This is a genomic window from Janthinobacterium sp. SUN211 (assembly GCF_030587315.1).
In the GTDB taxonomy this organism is placed as follows: Bacteria; Pseudomonadota; Gammaproteobacteria; order Burkholderiales; family Burkholderiaceae_D; genus Janthinobacterium; species Janthinobacterium kumbetense.
This window is the reverse complement of sequence record NZ_JAPWIC010000004.1, coordinates 573,851-593,811: the sequence shown is the minus strand read 5'-3', so window position 1 is coordinate 593,811 and position 19,961 is coordinate 573,851. Positions and strand designations below refer to the sequence as shown.

12 protein-coding genes, 1 rRNA gene and 1 pseudogene are annotated in these 19,961 nt (G+C 59.7%); 12 read left to right on the top strand and 2 right to left on the bottom strand.

The window, feature by feature from the left end; all coding sequences use genetic code 11:
• Positions 1–189 precede the first annotated feature (189 nt).
• Positions 190–302 (top strand): 5S ribosomal RNA (gene rrf / locus O3301_RS17410).
• Positions 303–428: 126 nt separating this feature from the next.
• Here rrf and uraH read toward each other — a convergent pair.
• Complete coding sequence (gene uraH, locus O3301_RS17405; protein WP_070303439.1) at positions 429–782, bottom strand: hydroxyisourate hydrolase; 354 nt, start codon at positions 780–782, stop codon at positions 429–431.
• 121 nt (positions 783–903) lie between these two features.
• Between uraH and puuE the strand changes: the two genes are divergently transcribed.
• From puuE to O3301_RS17355, 10 genes are all read left to right on the top strand, one after another.
• Positions 904–1,857, top strand: a complete 954-nt coding sequence (gene puuE / locus O3301_RS17400; RefSeq protein ID WP_305056996.1) for an allantoinase PuuE — start codon at positions 904–906, stop codon at positions 1,855–1,857.
• A 99-nt stretch (positions 1,858–1,956) separates the two neighbouring features.
• Entirely contained in the window at positions 1,957–3,423 is a 1,467-nt protein-coding gene (xdhA, locus tag O3301_RS17395) for a xanthine dehydrogenase small subunit (RefSeq protein WP_305056995.1), read from the top strand.
• A 10-nt stretch (positions 3,424–3,433) separates the two neighbouring features.
• Positions 3,434–5,779: a xanthine dehydrogenase molybdopterin binding subunit gene (xdhB, locus tag O3301_RS17390; RefSeq protein WP_305056994.1), complete on the top strand. Its 2,346-nt coding sequence runs from the start codon at positions 3,434–3,436 to the stop codon at positions 5,777–5,779.
• A 9-nt stretch (positions 5,780–5,788) separates the two neighbouring features.
• Positions 5,789–6,856, top strand: coding sequence for a xanthine dehydrogenase accessory protein XdhC (xdhC, locus tag O3301_RS17385; protein ID WP_305056993.1), 1,068 nt, complete (start codon positions 5,789–5,791; stop codon positions 6,854–6,856).
• 9 nt (positions 6,857–6,865) lie between these two features.
• The gene (guaD, locus tag O3301_RS17380) at positions 6,866–8,182 is read left to right on the top strand and encodes a guanine deaminase (protein ID WP_289899781.1); all 1,317 of its coding nucleotides are present in this window, start codon (positions 6,866–6,868) and stop codon (positions 8,180–8,182) included.
• A gap of 43 nt (positions 8,183–8,225) precedes the next feature.
• Positions 8,226–9,713, top strand: a complete 1,488-nt coding sequence (locus O3301_RS17375; protein WP_305056992.1) for an adenosine deaminase — start codon at positions 8,226–8,228, stop codon at positions 9,711–9,713.
• 794 nt (positions 9,714–10,507) lie between these two features.
• Positions 10,508–13,954 (top strand): TonB-dependent receptor, encoded by a 3,447-nt coding sequence (locus O3301_RS17370; RefSeq protein WP_289917929.1) that lies wholly within the window; start codon positions 10,508–10,510, stop codon positions 13,952–13,954.
• A 156-nt stretch (positions 13,955–14,110) separates the two neighbouring features.
• Positions 14,111–15,808: a bifunctional UDP-sugar hydrolase/5'-nucleotidase gene (locus tag O3301_RS17365; RefSeq protein WP_305056991.1), complete on the top strand. Its 1,698-nt coding sequence runs from the start codon at positions 14,111–14,113 to the stop codon at positions 15,806–15,808.
• Between the two features lie 17 nt (positions 15,809–15,825).
• Complete coding sequence (locus O3301_RS17360; protein WP_305056990.1) at positions 15,826–17,055, top strand: phospholipase D-like domain-containing protein; 1,230 nt, start codon at positions 15,826–15,828, stop codon at positions 17,053–17,055.
• Positions 17,056–17,057: 2 nt separating this feature from the next.
• Positions 17,058–18,128: a S1/P1 nuclease gene (locus O3301_RS17355; RefSeq protein ID WP_305056989.1), complete on the top strand. Its 1,071-nt coding sequence runs from the start codon at positions 17,058–17,060 to the stop codon at positions 18,126–18,128.
• Positions 18,129–18,163: 35 nt separating this feature from the next.
• Here O3301_RS17355 and O3301_RS17350 read toward each other — a convergent pair whose 3' ends face one another.
• Positions 18,164–18,928: a DeoR/GlpR family DNA-binding transcription regulator gene (locus O3301_RS17350; protein WP_305056988.1), complete on the bottom strand. Its 765-nt coding sequence runs from the start codon at positions 18,926–18,928 to the stop codon at positions 18,164–18,166.
• Positions 18,929–19,013: 85 nt separating this feature from the next.
• On the opposite strand from O3301_RS17350, the pseudogene O3301_RS17345 reads away from it, so the two are divergent.
• Positions 19,014–19,598: pseudogene (locus O3301_RS17345) on the top strand (NUDIX domain-containing protein); the annotation flags it as partial.
• Between the last annotated feature and the right edge of the window lie 363 nt (positions 19,599–19,961).

Sequence of the window (19,961 nt, the reverse complement as noted above, 5' to 3'; positions counted from 1 at the left end):
TGCAGTAATGCATTAAGCTAACCAGTACTAATTGCCCGTACGGCTTGTCCCTATAACCTTAGCAGGTACAGAGGATAAGACGGTACAACGTTGCGTGTGTGTTGATACAACCAGTCATTACCCAATCTTTGCTTCTTCCAGATTCAGGCTTTGTCGCTCCACTGAGGACAAACGCCAGTACAAGTTATGCCTGATGACCATAGCAAGTTGGTCCCACCCCTTCCCATCCCGAACAGGACCGTGAAACAACTTTGCGCCGATGATAGTGCTGCAACCAGTGTGAAAGTAGGTTATCGTCAGGCTTGTTATTCGAAAAAACCCCTTCCGGTGATCCGGTTGGGGTTTTTTTACGTCTGGCGGTTTGGTTTTGCCAACAGACAGGCGTAAAAAAAGCAGCGCTGCGCGCTGCCTTTGTCATGTAACGTCGCTTAACTTCCGCGATAGGTCGAATACGACCACGGGGACACCACCAGCGGCACGTGGTAGTTCTCGTCCGTATGCGCAATGCCGAAGGCCAGGGTGACCAGATCGATGAAGCGGGGCGAAGGCAGTTCCACTCCCTGGGCGGCGAAATAGTCGCCTGCGTTAAACACCAGTTCATATTGACCCGCTTTCATGCTCTCGCCTTCCAGCAAAGGCGTGCTGCAGCGGCCATCGCTATTGGTCATATCCATCTTCAATAGCACTTTTCCTTCCGGCGCGACTGAAAACAGGGCCACCTTGACGCCGGCTCCCGGCCTGCCGTGGGCGATATCGAGTACATGCGTGCTGAGTTTTCCCATTTGCTATCCTGTATATAGGGTGAGTGAATGTGCTTATCGTGCAAATCATATACCGGTGACTGCGCCTGGCTATATGATTGGGCATATAGCCAACATTGTCCTCCTATAGGCGCGCCTCCGCATGAACAATTACGAAGATTATCCACGCGACTTGATCGGCTATGGCCGCACGCCCCCGCATCCGCAATGGCCGGGCAAGGCCCGCATCGCCTTGCAATTCGTCCTCAATTATGAGGAAGGGGCGGAAAACAGCGTGCTGCATGGCGATCCTGCCTCGGAAACCTTTTTATCGGAAATGATCGGTGCGGCCGCTTTTCCCGCGCGCCACCTGAGCATGGAGTCGATCTACGAATACGGCTCGCGTGCCGGATTATGGCGCTTGCTGCGCATGTTCGAGGAGCGGCGCCTGCCGCTGACCGTATTCGGCGTATCGATGGCCTTGAAACGCAATCCGGAGGCGGTGGCGGCTTTCCAGGAACTGGGGCATGAAATCGCCTGCCATGGCTTGCGCTGGATTTCCTACCAAAACATGGATGAAGCAATGGAGCGCGAACACATGCGCGAAGCCGTGCAGATTATCCGCGAATTGACCGGTTCCGCCCCGCAAGGCTGGTACACGGGGCGCGATTCGCCCAATACGCGCAAACTGGTGGTCGAGCATGGCGGTTTCCGCTACGACGCCGATTACTATGGCGACGATCTGCCATTCTGGGAGAAAGTGGCGTACACGGATGCCGCTGGCATGCCGGCCGTGCAGCCGCAGTTGATCGTGCCTTACACCCTGGACACGAACGACATGCGTTTTGCCGCCATGCAAGGCTTTAATTCGGGCACGCAATTTTTCGATTATCTGAAGGATGCCTTCGATGTGCTGTATGCGGAAGGCGATCCGAACGGCTTGAATCAGCCGAAGATGTTGTCGGTGGGCTTGCATTGCCGCCTGGTGGGACGTCCGGGACGGGCCGCGGCGCTGGCGCGCTTCCTCGATTATGTGCAGGGCCATGAGCAGGTGTGGATCACGCGCCGCATCGATATCGCCGAACACTGGCATGCGACGCATCCCTATGCAGTTTGAAGGGTATTGATATTGGATGATAAGTAAAATCAGTCTTTGCATATAGTTGTCCCATATGCCGGTGTTAATCTCCTATACTGGGACTATACCGAGGCCAGCATGTCAGAACCGATCCGCTTTTATTACCGTGGTGCCGTACAGGAAGTACGCAACGCCGCCCCTACGCAGACTGTGTTGCAGCACCTGCGCGAGGATTTGCATTGCACGGGCACCAAGGAAGGCTGCGCCGAAGGCGATTGCGGCGCCTGCACCGTCGTCATCGGCAGCCTGGTCGATGGCCAGGTCGAGATGAAGGCCGTCAACGCCTGCATCCAGCTCACGCCCACCCTCGATGGCAAGGCCCTGTTTTCCGTGGAAGACTTGCAGCAGCCGGACGGCGCCCTGCACCCGGTGCAGCAGGCGATGGTCGAATGCCACGGTTCCCAGTGCGGTTTTTGCACGCCAGGTTTTGTCATGTCCTTGTGGGGCATGTATCTGCAGAAAAACGGCGAGACGCCCACGCGCTGCGAAATCGACGACACCCTGTCGGGCAATCTGTGCCGCTGCACCGGTTACCGGCCCATCATCGATGCCGCCAGGCGCATGGGGGAATTGCCGCACGTCACGTTCGATCGCGATGCCTTGAGGGAGCAATTGCAGGCGCTGCAGCGCGGCATCCTGCATACGTATGAACATGGCGGCCAGCACTTCCACGCGCCGCGCAGCATCGATGAACTGGTGGCGTTGCGCGCGGAAAAGCCGCAAGCGTGCCTGCTAGCCGGTTCCACGGACGTGGGCTTGTGGGTGACCAAGCAATTGCGCGACCTGGGCGACATCATTTATCTGGGCCACGTGGCTGCGCTGAAAACCATCTCCGTGGACGACGGCAAGCTGCACATCGGCGCTGGCGCCAGCCTGAACGATGCTTACGGGGCGCTGTGCCAGCATTACCCGGAGGAATTGTCGGAACTGTGGCAGCGCTTTGCCTCCTTACCAATTCGTAACGCGGGTACCCTGGGCGGCAATGTGGCCAATGGTTCTCCCATCGGCGACTCGATGCCGTGGCTGATTGCGCTGGGCAGCGAGATTGTGCTGCGCAGCTCCGCCGGCCAGCGCATCATGCCGCTGGAAAACTTCTATCTGGGGTACCAAAAGAAAGATCTGCAGCCAGGCGAATTCGTCGAAGCCGTGCGCGTTCCCTTGCCACGTGCCGACGTGCAATTTCGCACCTATAAACTGGCCAAGCGCTTCGACCAGGATATTTCGGCCGTGTGCGCCGCGTTCGCGTTCCAGCTCGATGGCGAACATATCGTCGATGCGCGCATCGCCTTTGGCGGCATGGCGGCCACGCCGCAGCGTGCCGCGCAAACGGAAGCATTTTTGCGTGGACAGGCGTGGACGGAAGAGAACCTGGTCATCGCCATGCGCTTGCTGGCCGACGATTATGCGCCGCTGTCTGACATGCGCGCGTCGACTACCTATCGCATGACGACGGCGCAAAACCTGCTACGCCGCTTCTGGCTGGAAACACGCCCCGCTGCGCCGCTGTTGCGCACGGCCGTCAACGCCTACGCTTGCCGCGCTTGAAAGGACCAGCATGAACCATCCTGCCACGCCCGAACTGCAAGCGGCTGCCTGGGCCGCCGTGGGCAAGCCCAGCCCGCATGAATCGGCACAATTGCATGTGCTGGGGCAAGCCACGTACACGGACGACATCGCCGAGCTGCAGGGTACCTTGCATGCGGCGCTGGGGCTGTCGCAAAAGCCCCATGCGCGCATTACGGCCATGGATTTGTCGGCCGTGCGCGCCGCTGGCGGTGTCGTTGCCGTCTATACGGCGCAGGACATTCCCGGCACGAATGATTGCGGTCCCATTATCCACGATGATCCCATCCTGGCTTTTGATCTGGTGCAATACGTGGGTCAGCCCATCTTCATCGTCGTGGCCGATACGCATGACCATGCGCGCCGCGCCGCCCGCCTGGCGCAAGTGTCATATGAGGAATTGCCCGCGATCATGACGCCGCAAGCGGCCAAGGCCGCGCAATCGTACGTGCTGCCGCCGATGCAGCTGACGCGCGGCAACTACCAGGCCGCGTTCGAAGGCGCGCCGCATGTGGTCAAGGGCCAGCTGTATGTGGGCGGCCAGGAACAGTTTTATCTGGAAGGACAGATTTCCTACGCCATCCCGAAGGAAGCGCAAGGCATGCTGGTGCTGTGTTCGACCCAGCATCCGAGCGAGATGCAGCACGTGGTGGCGCATGCGCTGGGCGTGCATTCGCACAACATCACGGTCGAGTGCCGGCGCATGGGCGGCGGCTTCGGCGGCAAGGAATCGCAATCGGCCCTGTGGGCGGCGGCGTCATCGATCGCAGCGGCCAAACTGAAGCGTCCCGTGAAATTGCGCGCCGACCGCGACGACGACATGCTGGTGACGGGCAAGCGCCATTGTTTTTACTATGAGTACGAAGTGGGCTACGACGACGAAGGCCGCATCCTTGCCGCCAAGGTCGACATGACCACGCGCGCGGGCTATTCGGCCGACTTGTCCGGCCCTGTCGCCACGCGCGCCGTCTGTCACTTCGACAATACATATTACCTGTCCGACGTGGATATCCGCGCCGCCTGCGGCAAGACGAATACCCAGTCGAACACGGCATTCCGGGGCTTTGGCGGGCCGCAGGGCGCCATTGCCATCGAGTACGTCATCGATGAAATCGCCCGCCACTTGCAACGCGATGCGCTCGATATCCGCCTGCTCAATTTCTATGGCCGCAACGATGCCGAGGGACGCAACGTCACGCCATATGGCCAGAAGATCGTCGACAACGTGATCCATGAACTTGTTGCCGAACTGGAAGAGAGCAGCGATTACCGGGCGCGCCGCCGCGCCATCGACGCCTTCAACGAGGCCAGCCCAGTCCTGAAGAAGGGTCTGGCCTTCACGCCCTTGAAATTCGGCATCGCTTTCAACGTCACGCATCTGAACCAGGCCGGCGCCCTCGTGCACGTGTACGTGGATGGCTCCGTGCTGGTCAACCATGGCGGCACGGAAATGGGACAGGGCATCAATACCAAGGTCATGCAGGTGGTGGCGCACGAGCTGGGCCTGGACCTGGACCGCGTGCGGGCCACGGCCACCGATACCAGCAAGGTGGCGAACACGTCGGCTACGGCGGCGTCCACCGGCGCCGACCTGAACGGCAAGGCGGCGCAGGATGCGGCGCGCCAAATCCGTGAACGCCTGGCCGATTACGCGGTCAAACTGTACGGCGGCGACGTTGCTGCTGTGCGCTTCTTTGACAACCATATTCACGTGCATGGCCATGTCGTCGCGTTTGCCGAACTGGTGCAGAAGGCGTATCTGGCCCGCGTACAACTGTGGTCAGACGGTTTCTATGCCACGCCCGGCCTGTCGTGGGATGCGAAGACGATGACGGGCCATCCGTTTTCGTATTACGCGTATGGCGCGGCTGTGGCCGAAGTGGTGGTCGATACCCTGACGGGCGAATGGAAATTGCTGCGTGCGGACGCCCTGTACGATGCGGGCCAGTCATTGAATCCCGCGATTGATCTGGGTCAAGTGGAGGGGGCATTTATCCAGGGCATGGGTTGGCTGACGACGGAGCAACTGTGGTGGAATGCGGCGGGCAAGCTGATGACGCACGCGCCATCGACGTACAAAATTCCGGGTATTTCCGATTGCCCGGAAGATTTTCGCGTGAAACTGTTTCAGAATCGCAATGTGGAAGACAGCATCCACCGTTCCAAGGCCGTGGGCGAGCCGCCGCTGCTGTTGCCGTTTTCCGTGTTCTTCGCCATCCGCGACGCCATTTCCAGCGTGGGTCATCACGCCGTGCAGCCACCGCTCAACGCCCCCGCCACCAGCGAGGAAATCCTCAAGGCGGTCATGGCCGTGCAAGCGGCGCATGCGGGTGCCTAGGAGCAGAGCATGAGCGACTGGCTGACAGCGATGGAGAACGACACGCAGGCATCTGTGCTGGTGACGGTTGCCCTGGTGGAAGGTTCCGGGCCGCGGGAGGCGGGGGCGAAGATGCGCGTGACCCTCGATGGCCAGCTGGACACCATCGGTGGCGGCCACCTGGAATTGCGCGCCGTGGAAATCGCCAAGACCATGCTGGCCACGGGCGAGACCCATGCGCGGCTCGAGCGTTTTGCGCTGGGCCCCAGCCTGGGACAATGCTGCGGCGGCGTCGTCCACCTGGCATTCGAATATGTCGATGCCAGCCTGAACGAATTGCTGGCCACCTTGCGCGAACGCCGCCAGCAAGACAGCTGGCGTTTGACGGCGCTCGACGGTGAAGCCGTGTCGGCGCTGTTCGATGCTGCCGGTCGCCTGATCGCCGGTACAGGCGCACAGGCGCCCGACACGTTTTCGCGCGAACGCAGTACCCATGTCGCGCAGGATGGCAAGGGCCGGCGCTGGCTGGTCGATCCCTGCCTGGCGCCGCGCGCCCATTTGACCTTGTTTGGCGCCGGCCATGTGGGTGCCGCCATCGTGCGCGCGCTGGCCCACTTGCCCTGCAATATCACCTGGGTCGATGAACGCGAAGACATGTTTCCTGCGCAACTACCGGATAATGTGCGCATCGCCGCCACCGATACGCCCGAGGAATTTGTCGCCATGGCGCCGCCGGGCGGCAGTTTTCTCGTCATGACGCATAGTCATGCGCTCGATCAGCGCTTGACGCAAGCCATCATGGAGCGCGAGGATGCGGGCTGGTTTGGGCTGATCGGTTCGCACACGAAACGCAAGCAGTTCGAGCACCGCCTGCAGGCGCGCGGCGTGCCCGACGCGCGCATTGCCGCCATGGTGTGTCCGATCGGCATGCCCGGCATCCGCAACAAGGCGCCGGCCGTGATCGCCGCGTCCGTTGCCTGTCAACTACTCATGGTGTGGGAGGAAGCGGCCGCGGCCGCCCTGGCCGCACCGCTGCGGCTGGCCTCGGCCAGCGCGCCACCGCGACGCGAGAAACGCGCCGCCATTCACCCGTTATAGAAAGAAGTCATGCCGATTGTTCCTGCTACATTGCAAGCTTACCGTGCCAGCTTGCTGCACTTTCACGCCGATCCCGCCTTTAGCGAGGAGGCGCACGCCTGGCATGCGGATGGCTTGCTGATCGTGGCCGATGGCAAGGTCGTGGCCGCCGGCGATTATGCGCAACTGCAAGCGACTTTGCCGCCCGGCACCGAGATCGTCGATTACCGCGGCAAGCTGATCGTGCCGGGTTTCATCGATACCCATCTGCACTTCCCGCAGACGGAAATGATCGCCTCGCCCGCTCCCGGTTTGCTGCCGTGGCTGGAAACGTATACGTTTCCTACCGAACGCGCGTTTGAGAATCCTCAACATGCGCGCGATGTGGCCGAGTTTTTCCTCGATGAACTGCTGCGCTGCGGCACCACGACGGCCATGGTGTATGGCAGCGTGCATCCGCAATCGGTCGATGCCTTCTTTGGCGCCAGCGAGGCGCGCGGCTTGCGCATGGTGGCGGGCAAGGTCATGATGGACCGCAATTGCCCCGAGTTCCTGCGCGACACGGCCGAGTCGGGCGCGCGCGAAAGCGAAGAGCTGATCCAGCGCTGGCACAAGCACGGCCGTTCGCTGTACGCGATCACGCCCCGTTTCGTGCCGACCTCGACAAATGAACAGATGCACCTGGCGGGCGAGCTGGCGCGCGCCTATCCGGATACGTATTTGCAGACGCACGTGTCGGAAAACGCGGATGAATGCCGCTGGGTGCGCGAATTGCATCCGCAGGCGCGCAGCTATCTCGATGTATATGACCAGTACGGCATGCTGCGTCCGCGCGCCATGTTCGGGCATTGCATCTGGCTCGACGAGCGCGACCGGGCGCGCATGGCGGAGACGTCGTCGGCGGCCGCCATTTGTCCTACATCAAACCTGTTCCTGGGCAGCGGCCTGTTCGATTTCGAGCGGGCCGATGCGGCGCGGGTGCTGCTGTCGCTGGCCACCGACGTGGGCGGCGGCACCTCGTTCTCGATGTTGCAAACAATGAACGAAGCCTATAAAGTAGCACGCTTGAAAGGCAGCTATCTGCCCGCCTTGCGCATGTTTTACCTGGCGACCCTGGGCGCTGCACGGGCCATGCAACTGGAAGGCACCCTGGGCAATTTCGCGGCAGGCACGGAAGCGGATTTTATTGTGCTCGACAAGCAATCGACGCCGCTGCTCGAGCGCCGCACTGCCGGCTGTCAAAGCCTGGAGGAATTGCTGTTTGCCTTTGCGCTGCTGGGCGACGACCGTGCCGTGGCCGCCACCTATTCAGGCGGTCGATGCGTGCATGTGCGGGGGCAGGGCTGACCTACCCGTTGTTCAACACGAATTATCCTGAGCGAGAACGCGAATGCACAAGAAACTCACTGGCCTGGCGCTTGGCGCCGCGCTGGCCTTGACCGGAACGGCGCAGGCCGCCCCGTCTTCCAATGAAGCAGCCACCGCGCGCCATTTTGCCGCGCTGGTTGCCGGTGCGCAGCCGAAGACAGCCGAGTTGAGCCTGTTCTTTTCCATGATGCCCAAGGGCGGTGACTTGCATCACCATTACTCGGGCGCCATTTACGCCGAGCAATTCCTCGACTGGGTCGACAAGGAAAACTATTGCGTCAACAAGACAACGTATCGCATCGAAAGCAACAAGGACGTCGTGGCGGCCGAGCACGCCAAGCCGGCCACGCAGCGTGGATGCCTGTCGTCCACGGAAGTGTTTGCCGATGCGGGCCTGTATGCGGAATTGCTGCAGCGCTGGTCGACCAAGGATTTCTATAATCACGGCGCCATCCAGACGCCGCCGGACCGTACCTTCTTCGATACCTTTGGCTATTTCGGCCCCGTGGCATCCACGAACACGGCCGATGGCCTGAAAACCCTGAAGCAGCGCGCCATCGCGGAAAACCTCAGCTATATCGAAACGATTTTCGAGCTGTCGCCATTCGTGCAAAACGCGCAGTTCGACCAGCAAGTGCTGGCGCCGGGCTTGCAGCCGGCCGCGTTGCAAGCGCTGCTGGCCAACTGGACAGGCAGCCTGGAGCAGGATGCCGGCTTCCAGAAAAGCATCACCGCCTACAACGACAACGTCAACGTCAGCAGCGCCGGCATCGACGATGCGCACTTCACCATGCGTTACCAGGCATATGTGTTGCGTTTCCTGTCGCCATCGCAAGTTTTTTCCTCGATGGTGGCCGCGTTCAAGGCAGCGAGCCTGAATCCCTTGCTGGTGGGCGTGAACATCGTGGGCCAGGAAAGCGTGAACGTGTCGATGCGCGATTACAGCCTGCACATGGAAATGTTCAAGTTCCTCAAGGCAAAATATCCGAACGTTAAGATCGCCTTGCACGCCGGCGAGCTGGCGCTGGGCATGGTGCCGCCGGAAGGCATGGCTTTCCATATCGCCGAAGCCGTCGATGTGGCGGGCGCCGACCGTATCGGTCACGGCATGGATATCGCCTACGAGCACAATGCGCTGGCGACCATGCAAAAGATGCGCGAACGGGGCATACCCGTGGAAGTGAACTTGACCAGCAACGATTACATTCTCGGCATCAAGGGCCAGGCCCATCCGATCACCCTGTACCGCAAATATGGCGTGCCCTTCGTCATCTCCACCGATGACGCGGGCGTCTCGCGCAATACCCTGTCGAATGAGTACGTGCTGTTTGCCAGCCAGTACAAGACCGATTATGCGGAAATCAAAAAGCTGTCGTATAACAGCTTGCGGTACTCGTTCCTGGCGGAAGCGGACAAGCAACGTTTGCTGAAAGCACTCGATGCCCGTTTCACCCGCTTTGAAGCGCAAATTGCCGCGGCCGACAAGGCAGGCAAGAGCAGCAAACCGTAAGTTGCGCGACGTTCACAACTGATACTCTCAGGACGGCCGGATACTCCGGCCGTTTTCATTTCTCCCCCCTCAAATCCCGGTAATGTATTTTTGTTAATTTTGTGGCGGCCATGCGACACAATTAACGGCAGATGCACGACTTTGTCCAATTTCTTGGATGAATCAATTTCAAGTACATATTGCTCATTTATAATCACGCGCCATAAGCCCGGACGCTGTCAGCACGATATCAATCCAGCTAGTTACCCCACGCTATTTATACTTAAAATATATAAATATGTAAAAAAAAACGTATTTGTCATCCATTTTTTGATGATGCATAGTGGGATGAATGTGATATTAAAAAGTCACAATTCATATGGCTGATAGCGTATGAAGATGGGTATTTGCAGTAAATAAAGGTGAGATGCAGAGTGAAACAAACAGTCGCGCAACTAAATGACGACATTCCTCTGCATTTTGCCGCCGTGTCACAGTCTTGAAATATTTAACAATTACACTCGCGGCTTGCCATGTTCGCCGGGTAAGCCTGTCGGGTGAATGACACAGGAGCTAGCGCCCTGGGTCGTACGGATCGGTCGCAGTTTTTTCCGCCGTTATTGTCTGAATAGGAATGGTTGTGATGTGTGGAGCGGCGTTTTGTGACGGTCTTGTCAGGACCGCAGCCAGTCCCGCCGGCGTAACAGTTGCAGCATCGTAAAGAGGAAATGTTGTGTTTGTTTTGCTGTGCGGCGCAGCCGGACGGTGGGGCAAACCAGGATTTTCAAAAATAATAGTCTTTTCTGGGGTTAAAGATGATCAATCACAAACGACTTCGGCTAACGCAAATCGCGTTCAGCCTGTCTATTGCACTGGCGACGATACCATCGATCGCACAGAACACTACCTCCTCCATTGGCGGACGCATTTCCTCCACCGACGGCCAGCCGGCAGCCGGCGCCACTGTCACCATCGTGCATACCGAGTCGGGTTCCGTCAGCAATGTGACGACCGATGCGGAAGGCCGCTACGTCGCGCGCGGCTTGCGTGCCGGTGGCCCTTACACGATCACCGTGACCAAGAACGGTCAAGTTGAGAAACGCGAAGGCGTGTACGTGCAACTGGCTGAAACGGCCAGTGTGGACGCCACCCTCGGCGCGCCGATGCAAACCGTGAGCGTGACTGGCAGTGCTGGCCGTTCGGATAAGTTCAGCAAATCCAACATGGGCGCCGGTACCAGCATCGGTCCAACCGAGCTGGCCATGCAAGCGTCGATCCAACGTAATCTGCAAGATTATGCCCGTTCCGACCCACGCGTATCGCAAACCGACAAAGAGCGTGGCGAATTGTCCGTCGCCGGTCAAAACTCGCGCTACAACTCGATGACCATCGATGGCGTGGCAGTGAACGACACCTTCGGCCTGGAATCGAATGGCAGCCCGACCGCCAAGCAACCGATTTCGATCGAGGCGATCCAGTCCGTGCAAGTCAACGTCGCCAACTATGACGTGACGCAAAAAGGCTATACGGGCGCCAACATCAATGCCGTGACCAAGTCGGGTACCAACGAATTCAAAGGCAGCGCCTATTTCGTTTTCCGTAACGACAAGATGGCTGGTGATCGTTATGATAATAACAAAGACACCTATAGCTCCCCTGAGCCATTCCGCGAAACGACCAAGGGCGTTACCGTCGGCGGCCCATTGATCAAGGACAAACTGTTCTTCTTCGCCAATAAAGAGCGCCTGGAAAGCACGCGCACCGCGCCATCGTTTGGCCCACTGGGCAGCAACAAAACCAACGTCGGTATTTCCGATGCCGCAATTGCGGCAGCGCAAGCGATCGCCAAGAATAACTACGGTGGCCTCGATATCGGTACCACGGCAATCCCAGCTGGCACTCAGCTGCTGGTGAACGATACCCTGTTGAAACTGGACTGGAATATCAACGATAACCATCGCGCCATGGTACGTTATTCGAAAACGGACCAATCCGAGCCGATGTTCCCTGGCGTGTCGGCCACTGGCCTGTCGCTCAATTCTTACTGGTACACGCAGAATAAGAAGATCGAAACCGTTGTCGGCCAATGGTTTGCTGACTGGACGCCGGCTTTCTCGACCGAGTTCAAGGTGTCGTCGCGCGATTATGAAAGCACGCCAACGAACAACGCACGCCTGCCAGCGATTGGCCTGCAATTTAGTGGTGCCAATCCTGCCGGCACGCCAGCCGGCGTTCCTACCGATAACCGTTTCTTGAACTTCGGTACGGAAATGAGCCGCCAGCTGAATGTGCTGACCACCAAGACCAAAGATGCCTATCTGGGCGCGAACTGGGCTGTGGGTGATCATGAAGTCAAGTTTGGCGGCGATTACAGCAAGAACGATGTGTATAACCTGTTTGCCCAGAACATCAACGGCAATTACACATTCAATTGCACGAATAGCTCGGCAACCTACAAGTATTCGTTTGGTAGCGTGACCTGCGGCGGCAAGACTGCTTCGTCGCCCGAAATTATCCAGCAAGCGATCCTGGAAAACTTCCGCCTTGGCCGTCCTAGCTCGTACCAGGTGCAGATTCCAGTCGTGGGCGGCACAATTGAAGGCGCTGCCGCCGATTTCAGCCTGAAAAATTATGGCTTGTTCCTGCAGGATGTGTGGTCTGTCAACAAGCGCCTGACCGTCCAGTACGGCGTGCGTGTGGATAAAGCCGCCATAGGCGAGCGTCCTGCGCGCAATGCGGCCGCAGCCGCGCCGATGGTGGCAGGCGTCGCCACGGGGGGCCGCACGGGCCTGGGCGGTACGGCGCAGACAGGTGGTTTTGGCCTGGACAATACCCAGACCATCGATGGCCAGACCCTGGTACAGCCGCGTGTCGGCTTTAACTATACGTTTGACAGTGCCCGTCCGACGCAAATCCGTGGTGGTGCCGGCCTGTTCCAAGGTGCGGCGGCGACCGTGTGGATGTCGAACCCGTTTGCAAACTCCGGCATGGCGACCCGCGTCGTCGGTTGCGGCGGTAGTTTCAAGCCGTGTACGACCGTAGGCGGCCTGTTCAACCCTGATCCTGACAAGCAACCAGTCTTTATCGGTGATGGCGCCGCCAACGTCGACTTCCTGTCGCCAAACCTGCGCCAGCCATCGATCTGGAAAGCCAACCTGGCGTTCGAACATGAATTGCCATGGATGGGTCTGGTTTTCGGTGCCGAATACCTGCGCACCAAGAACAAGGATGCGATTTACTACGAGCACCTGAACTTGGGTACACCGACGGCAAAGGGTTCGGATGGACGTAATCTGTACTATTCGGCCAATGCCTATAATACCGATTGCTGGACTGCCACTGGCTCGTTGAGCTCGTCGGCGGCTCCGGTTTGCGGGGGGGCTGTGTCGCGTGCTCTGAAAAATACGGCCTACAACAACGTTCTCGTTGCCAAGAAAACGGACAAGGGAGAAGGCAATCTGGTGACTCTGTCGCTGAGCCAGCCAATGACCAAAGGCTTCGGCTGGTCGGTTGCCTACACCTACACGGATGCAACGGAAGTGTCGCCACTGACGTCGTCGGTTTCGAATTCGAACTTCAACGCCCGCAGTATCTTCAATCCAAATGAAGAAGTGGCGGCGAACTCGAGCTACCTGGTGAAAGACCGTTTCAATGCCATGATCAACTGGCAAAAACGTTTCTTCGGTACCTACAAAACAAGCTTCGGCCTGTTCTATGAAGGCCGCAAGGGCAAGCCTTACAGCTGGACCGTCAACAATGACTTGAACGGCGACGGCGTGCAGGGTAACGACCTGATGTACATTCCATCGAAACCAGGTTCGGGTGAAGTGGTGTTCCGTAACGACACCGCGACCAACCATGCCAACGAAGACCGTTTCTGGGCTTTCGTCAACAGCAACCCGGATCTGAAAAAATCCGCTGGTGGTGTTGCTTCCCGTAATGGCAGCTTCGCACCATGGACCAACAGCTTCGATATGCGTATCAGCCAGGAAGTACCAGGCTTCTTCAAAGGCAATAAAGGCGTGTTCACGATGGACTTCTTCAACGTGGGCAACATGATCAACCGCAAGTGGGGCCGTATCAATGAAATCGGCTTCCAATCCGGTGGCGGTCAGGCACGCAGCTTTGTTGACTTCGCAGGTCTCGATGCTCAAGGCCGTTACATCTACCAAGTCCGCGACAAAGTGGAAAACTATGATGTGCGTCAAAACAAGGGTGAGTCCCAATGGGCGATCCAGGCTACGGTCAAGTACGAGTTCTAATCTCGACGCTTGATTGAAGTTGCAAACGGCTGGTGGCGACACCGGCCGTTTTTTCGTTTATGTTCTGCTTTCTTGTAATGCTCGGATGGGCTTGCGGCGCGCGGCGTCCCCCCGGATGAGACAGATTCTTTTGACAACGATGACTACGTGGGGACCATGAAACATCATCTGACACCACTCGCCGCAGCGGCGGCCCTGACCTTGCTGCTGGCCGCCTGCGCCACGCCTCCCACGCCTTCCGCGGCGCCCGTCGATATCAACCTGGTCGCCCTGAACGATTTTCACGGCAATCTCGACCGCAGCAAATTTACCTACACGAGCGTCGCCGATGCCGAGCGCAAGACGGTGCAGGCCGGTGGCATCGATACCTTGTCCGGCGCATTGACGGCGTGGCGGCGCGAAGACGCGCAGCTGATTTTTGTCGGCAATGGCGACCTGGTCGGCGCCAGCCCCGCCATGTCGGCCCTGTGGGCCGATGAACCGAGCATCGTTGCCATGAACATGCTGGGCATGAAGGCCAGTTCCGTCGGCAACCATGAATTTGACCAGGGCAAGGCGGAATTGCTGCGCCAGCAGCGCGGCGGCTGCGACTCGTCGCGCGCCGACAAGGCGTGCAAGTTCACGCCCGATTTCAAGGGCGCCAGCTATACCTATATGGCGGCCAATGTCATCGACACGCAGACGGGCAAGTCCTTGCTGCCCGCCTACCGCATCGAAGAGGCGCATGGCGTCAAGGTGGGCTTCATCGGCGCCGTGCTGAAAGATACGCCGTCCGTGGTGACGGCCGCCGGCATTTCCGGTTTGCAATTCGGTGATGAAGCGGATGCCATCAACGCCACCTTGCCGCAGCTGCGCGCGCAGGGCGTGGGCGTGTTCGTCGTGCTGCTGCACCAGGGCGGCGAGACCAAGGAAGCCGTCGACCAGCCCGATTGCAGCCAGCTGAAGGGCGAAGTGGTGGATGTCGTGAAACGCCTCGATCCGGCGATTCAGCTGGTCATCAGCGGCCATTCGCACCAGGGTTATCTGTGCCGTGTCGATGGCCGCCTGGTGACGCAAGCGCAAATGGGCGGACACATGTTGACGCGCATCAAGCTCAAGGTCGATCCCGTCAAGAATGCGCTGATCGATGCCAGCGCGCAAAACGTTGTCATGCTGCCAGGCATGTATGAGCCAGACCCGGCAGTAGCAGCCTACCTGGAATCGGTGAAGCAGCGCAGCGCGGCCGAATTGTCGCGTCCCGTGGCCGCCATCGCCGTGCCCACCGTGGGCCGCAGCACCAAGGGCGGCGGCGCATCCCCGCTGGGCGACCTGGTGGCCGACAGCACCTTATTTGGCGCGCGCGCAGCCGGCGCGCAAATTGGCCTGATGAACAATGGCGGCATCCGCAAGGACCTGGAAGCGGGCGCCGACTTGATGACGAACGTGGGCCAGAATCAGGCCGTGGTGCCGTTTGGCAATACCCTGATCGTCGTGAGTCTTTCCGGCGCGCAAATCCGTACCTTGCTCGAGCAGCAATGGCCGGGCGAAGAGGCCGGCGAGGGCAATCTGCTGCAAGTGTCCCAAGGTTTTAGCTACCGTTGGGACAGCACGCAGCCGCAAGGCCAGCGCGTGCTGCCGGGCAGCATCATGCTAAATGCCATTCCTCTTGAAGACAATCAACAATACCGAGTCGCCGCCAACAGTTTCCTGGCCGGTGGCGGCGACCGCTTCACCGTGCTGGCTGCCGGCACGCGCCGCCTGGACACGGGCGTGCGCGACATCGACGCCTTCAGCAATTACCTGATCGACCGCGCGCGCGCCGGCAAGCCGGCTGGCAGCGCCACGGCGGCCGGCCGCATCGTGCGCGTCAAATAACATTACAAGGAATAACCATGCGTCGCTTATTTGTTTCTATCGTTCTCTCCAGTCTGTTCGCGGGCACGGCCCATGCCGATTTCACGATTCCCGGCTTTGAGCTGGTGCACACCTCGCCCGTGGAAACGAGCTTGACGAATCCCGACCTGCGCGAGCCCGTTACCGTGTGGAGCGAGCTGTTTGATTCAGCCAAGAAAGAAATCGTCATCGCCCAGTTCTATGCTGTCAGCAAGCCGGGCACGGCCTTTGAAAAAGTGCTGGCGAGCCTGACGGCCGCGGGCCAGCGCGGCGTGAAAATCCGCTTCCTGCTGGACCAGAAGGGCGTGGGCCTGTCGGAAGCGGCGACCATCGACCGGATCAAGGCGATTCCGAACCTGGACTTGCGCCTCATCGATTTCAATAAAATCACGGGCAATGGCATCGTGCACGCGAAATACCTGGCCGTCGATGGCCAGGTGGCATACATCGGCAGCCAGAATTTCGACTGGCGTTCGTTCGAGCACATTCATGAGACGGGCTTGAAGATCACGGAGCCAGGCATGGTGAGCCAGGTGCAAGCGATTTTTGAACAGGATTGGCAAGCCCAGGCATTGACGTCGCAAGGCAGCCGCGCCACGGTGCTCAACAGCAAGATCGTGCCTGCCAATTACGCGCAAAACGCCTTCCTGCTGGCCAGCCCGAATGCCTACAACCCGGCCGGCGTGGGCGACTCGGAAGCGGGCTTGCCCGCCTTGCTGGCGGAAGCGAAAAGCGAAGTGCGCATCCAGTTGCTCGACTACGCCCCCCTGTCCTACGGCCCGAACCGCACGCGGCCGTACTACGCCGTGATCGACAACGCCGTGCGCGCGGCTGCCCAGCGCGGCGTGAAAATCAAGCTGATGGTGTCCGCCTGGAACACGGAAGCGCCTGCCATCGCTTACCTGAAAAGCCTGGCCCTGGTGCCGAACGTGGAAATCCGCATCGTGACGATACCCACGGCGTCGACGGGTTTCATTCCGTTCGCGCGCGTGATCCACAGCAAGACCATGAGCATCGACGGCAAGCTGGCCTGGGTCGGCACGAGCAACTGGGCGGGCGGCTATTTCGACCTGTCGCGCAACCTGGAAGTGGTGCTGCGCAACGATGCCATGGCGCAGCGTATTGCCGCGCTGCATGAGCAGACGTGGAGCTCGGCGTATGCGCAGCCCATCGATATCAACAAGCAATATCCGAAGCCGGCTAAGGCGGCGCCGCAAGGCAAGGAGTGAACATGAAAAAACTGTTGACGGTGCTGGCGCTGGGTGCGACTTTCTCCTCCGGCAATGTGCTGGCCTGGGGCAACGACGGCCACCGCGCCGTGGGCGCCATCGCCGATCAGTTGCTCAAGGGCAGCGCGGCGCAGGCGCGGCTGGGGAAATTGCTGTTGCCCGGCGAAAGCCTGGAAAAGATCGCCAACTGGCCCGATTGCGTGAAGGGCACGTATTGCGGTCCGCAATCGCCCGAAATGTTGACCTATGTCGCGGCGAATCCCAAGCATGGCGAATACCATTACACGAACGTGCCTTTTCAAAACGCGCATTACCACGACCATGGCGTGGGCACGGCCGACGACGATATCGTGCAGACGCTCAAGCAGGCGATCCTGGTGTTGCAAGGCAAGGATGATGCGGCCAGTAATCCGCACGGCTTCAGCCAGCGCGAAGCTTTGATTTTGATCACGCACCTGGTCGGTGATATCCACCAGCCATTGCATGTGGGCAATGCGTTTGTCGGCAAGGATGGCCAGTTTTTCGTGCCCGCCACGCAGGCGCAGATTGACGATGTCACCATTTTCAATGCGCGCGGCGGCAATGACTTGCTGCTCGACGATGCGAAGATGACGGCGCTGTCGGATGCCGTGATTCCTGCGCCGCTGCCGGCTGAGGATGGCGCGGCCAAGCCCTCCAGCGCGTATCCGAAGTCGCCCACCAAGCCCCTGCATTCATATTGGGACACGACCGTCGTCGATTACGCCATGCGCCGCCTGAGCACGCGCACGCCGCAGCAGTTCGCGCGCACCGTGATCGCCAGCGCGCCTGTGGTCAGCGCCAATAGCGGCGACCCCGCCACCTGGCCGTATCAATGGGCCGATGCCTCGCTGGCGGCGTCAAAGATTGCCTTCACGGACGTGGTGGCCGGCCCGGCCACGCAGCAGACCAGCCGCAAGGGCGATGTCTACAACGTGTGGAACTTGAACGTGCCGGACAATTATCCCGTGCCCAGCTCGGCGCTGGCGAAGCAGCAGCTGATCGAAGCGGGCTATCGTCTGGCCGCCGTTCTGCAGGCGATCTGGCCGCAGTAAAGTGTCATGCGAAAGCGGCCTGCGGGCCGCTTTTTTCATGCCAGGGTGATGCTGATCCCCATCTTGCGGTAGGGCGCGATCAGGGCGTCTTCCATGTCGCGGTGCACGATGATGTCGTTGACCTGGCTCAAGGGGACGATTTGAAACGGCGAGGCCGTATTGAACTTTTCCGGCGAAGCCAGCACGATGGTGCGGCTGGACGCTTCGCTCAGCGCGCGTTTCACGCACGCTTCTTCATGGTCCCCCGTAGTGATGCCCGCTTGTGGATGCAGGCTGGACACACCCATGAAGTACAGGTCGGCGCGGATGCGGCCGATGGCTTCCACGGTGGCCGCGCCGACACCCACGATCGAGTGCTTGTACAGGCGCCCACCCAGCATCAGCACCTCGACGCCGGGGTGATTCACCAGTTCGACGGCAATCGAAGGGCTGTGCGTGACGATGGTGGCGCGCAACTCCCGCGGCAGCTGGCGCGCCAGTTGCACGGCAGTCGTGCCTCCATCGAGAAACACCACTTGTCCCGTTTGTATCATGGCGCCCGCCGCGCGACCGATGGCGGGCTTGGCTTCCAGCGAAAGCTGTTCGCGCCCCACGAACGGCGCTAATGCGGGCGAACGGGGCAGCAAGGGCAGGGCGCCGCCGTGCACGCGCTCCAATAGACCCTCTTTCGCCAGTTCGCGCAGGTCGCGGCGTATCGTGTCTTCCGACAAGCCCAGGCTATCGCTGACGGCCTTGGCGACGATCTGGCCTTCGCGCTGGAGCAAGTCCAGCAGGTATTGTTTGCGTTGATGTGTCAGCATGATTTTTCTTGTATTTTCTTGATATTGCACGAGTTTGCATGATAAAGTCGGCAAAGGCAAGCATATACAAGCACAAGGAGACACTATGCGTGAAGAAAATAGCAAGCAGGAACGGGTCCGCATCCACGGCGTGCAGACCCTGTCGCACGACTGGTATTTATTGCAGAAAACCACGTTCGACTATCTGCGCCGCGATGGACAGTGGCAGACGCAGACGCGGGAAACCTATGACCGGGGCGATGGGGCCACCATCTTGCTCTACAACAAAGTCAAACGCACGGTGATTTTGATCCGCCAGTTCCGCTTTCCCACCTACCGCGAAGGCCACGACGGTTTCCTCATCGAATCGGCGGCCGGCTTGCTGGAAGAGGCCAGCGCGGAACAGCGCATCCGCGCCGAAGTGGAAGAAGAAACGGGCTATACGGTGGGCGCCGTGCATAAAGTGTTCGAGGCTTTCATGAGCCCCGGTTCCGTGACGGAGCGCCTGCATTTTTTTGTGGCCGAATACGATCCGGCCAGCCGCATCGGCGATGGCGGCGGCCTGGCGCACGAGGGCGAGGATATCGAAGTGCTGGAACTGCCCCTGGCGCAAGCGCTGCAGATGGTGGCCGATGGCCGCATCTGCGACGGCAAGACCATCATGCTGATGCAGCATGCGCAGTTGCACTTGATGCCGCGCAAAAGAGGACTGCAGATTTTAGTAGCTGGCCCGTATCGTTCCGGCACGGGCGACGACCCCGTCTTGATGCAGCGCAATGTGGACGCCATGCAAGCTGTCTGCCTGCCGCTGTATGCCAAGGGACACATGCCCGTGCTCGGTGAATGGCTGGCCTTGCCCATGCTGGCGCTGGCCGGTTCCACCCGGGTGGGCGACGCCGTGTATGAAGAGTTGTTCCACGCGCATGCGACGCGTTTATTGAGCCATTGCGATGCCGTGCTGCGCATCGGTGGCGCTTCCCAGGGAGCCGACCAGATGGTGGCGGTGGCGCTAGAGCTTGGCTTGTCCGTGTATTTCTCGCTGGACGAGATTGCG

Excerpts from the sequence above, each read along its gene's own strand:
- uraH (WP_070303439.1), bottom strand. The coding sequence starts at position 782 with ATGGGAAAACTCAGCACGCATGTACTCGATATCGCCCACGGCAGGCCG.
- puuE (WP_305056996.1), top strand. The coding sequence starts at position 904 with ATGAACAATTACGAAGATTATCCACGCGACTTGATCGGCTATGGCCGC.
- xdhA (WP_305056995.1), top strand. The coding sequence starts at position 1,957 with ATGTCAGAACCGATCCGCTTTTATTACCGTGGTGCCGTACAGGAAGTA.
- xdhB (WP_305056994.1), top strand. The coding sequence starts at position 3,434 with ATGAACCATCCTGCCACGCCCGAACTGCAAGCGGCTGCCTGGGCCGCC.
- xdhC (WP_305056993.1), top strand. The coding sequence starts at position 5,789 with ATGAGCGACTGGCTGACAGCGATGGAGAACGACACGCAGGCATCTGTG.
- guaD (WP_289899781.1), top strand. The coding sequence starts at position 6,866 with ATGCCGATTGTTCCTGCTACATTGCAAGCTTACCGTGCCAGCTTGCTG.
- O3301_RS17375 (WP_305056992.1), top strand. The coding sequence starts at position 8,226 with ATGCACAAGAAACTCACTGGCCTGGCGCTTGGCGCCGCGCTGGCCTTG.
- O3301_RS17370 (WP_289917929.1), top strand. The coding sequence starts at position 10,508 with ATGATCAATCACAAACGACTTCGGCTAACGCAAATCGCGTTCAGCCTG.
- O3301_RS17365 (WP_305056991.1), top strand. The coding sequence starts at position 14,111 with ATGAAACATCATCTGACACCACTCGCCGCAGCGGCGGCCCTGACCTTG.
- O3301_RS17360 (WP_305056990.1), top strand. The coding sequence starts at position 15,826 with ATGCGTCGCTTATTTGTTTCTATCGTTCTCTCCAGTCTGTTCGCGGGC.
- O3301_RS17355 (WP_305056989.1), top strand. The coding sequence starts at position 17,058 with ATGAAAAAACTGTTGACGGTGCTGGCGCTGGGTGCGACTTTCTCCTCC.
- O3301_RS17350 (WP_305056988.1), bottom strand. The coding sequence starts at position 18,928 with ATGCTGACACATCAACGCAAACAATACCTGCTGGACTTGCTCCAGCGC.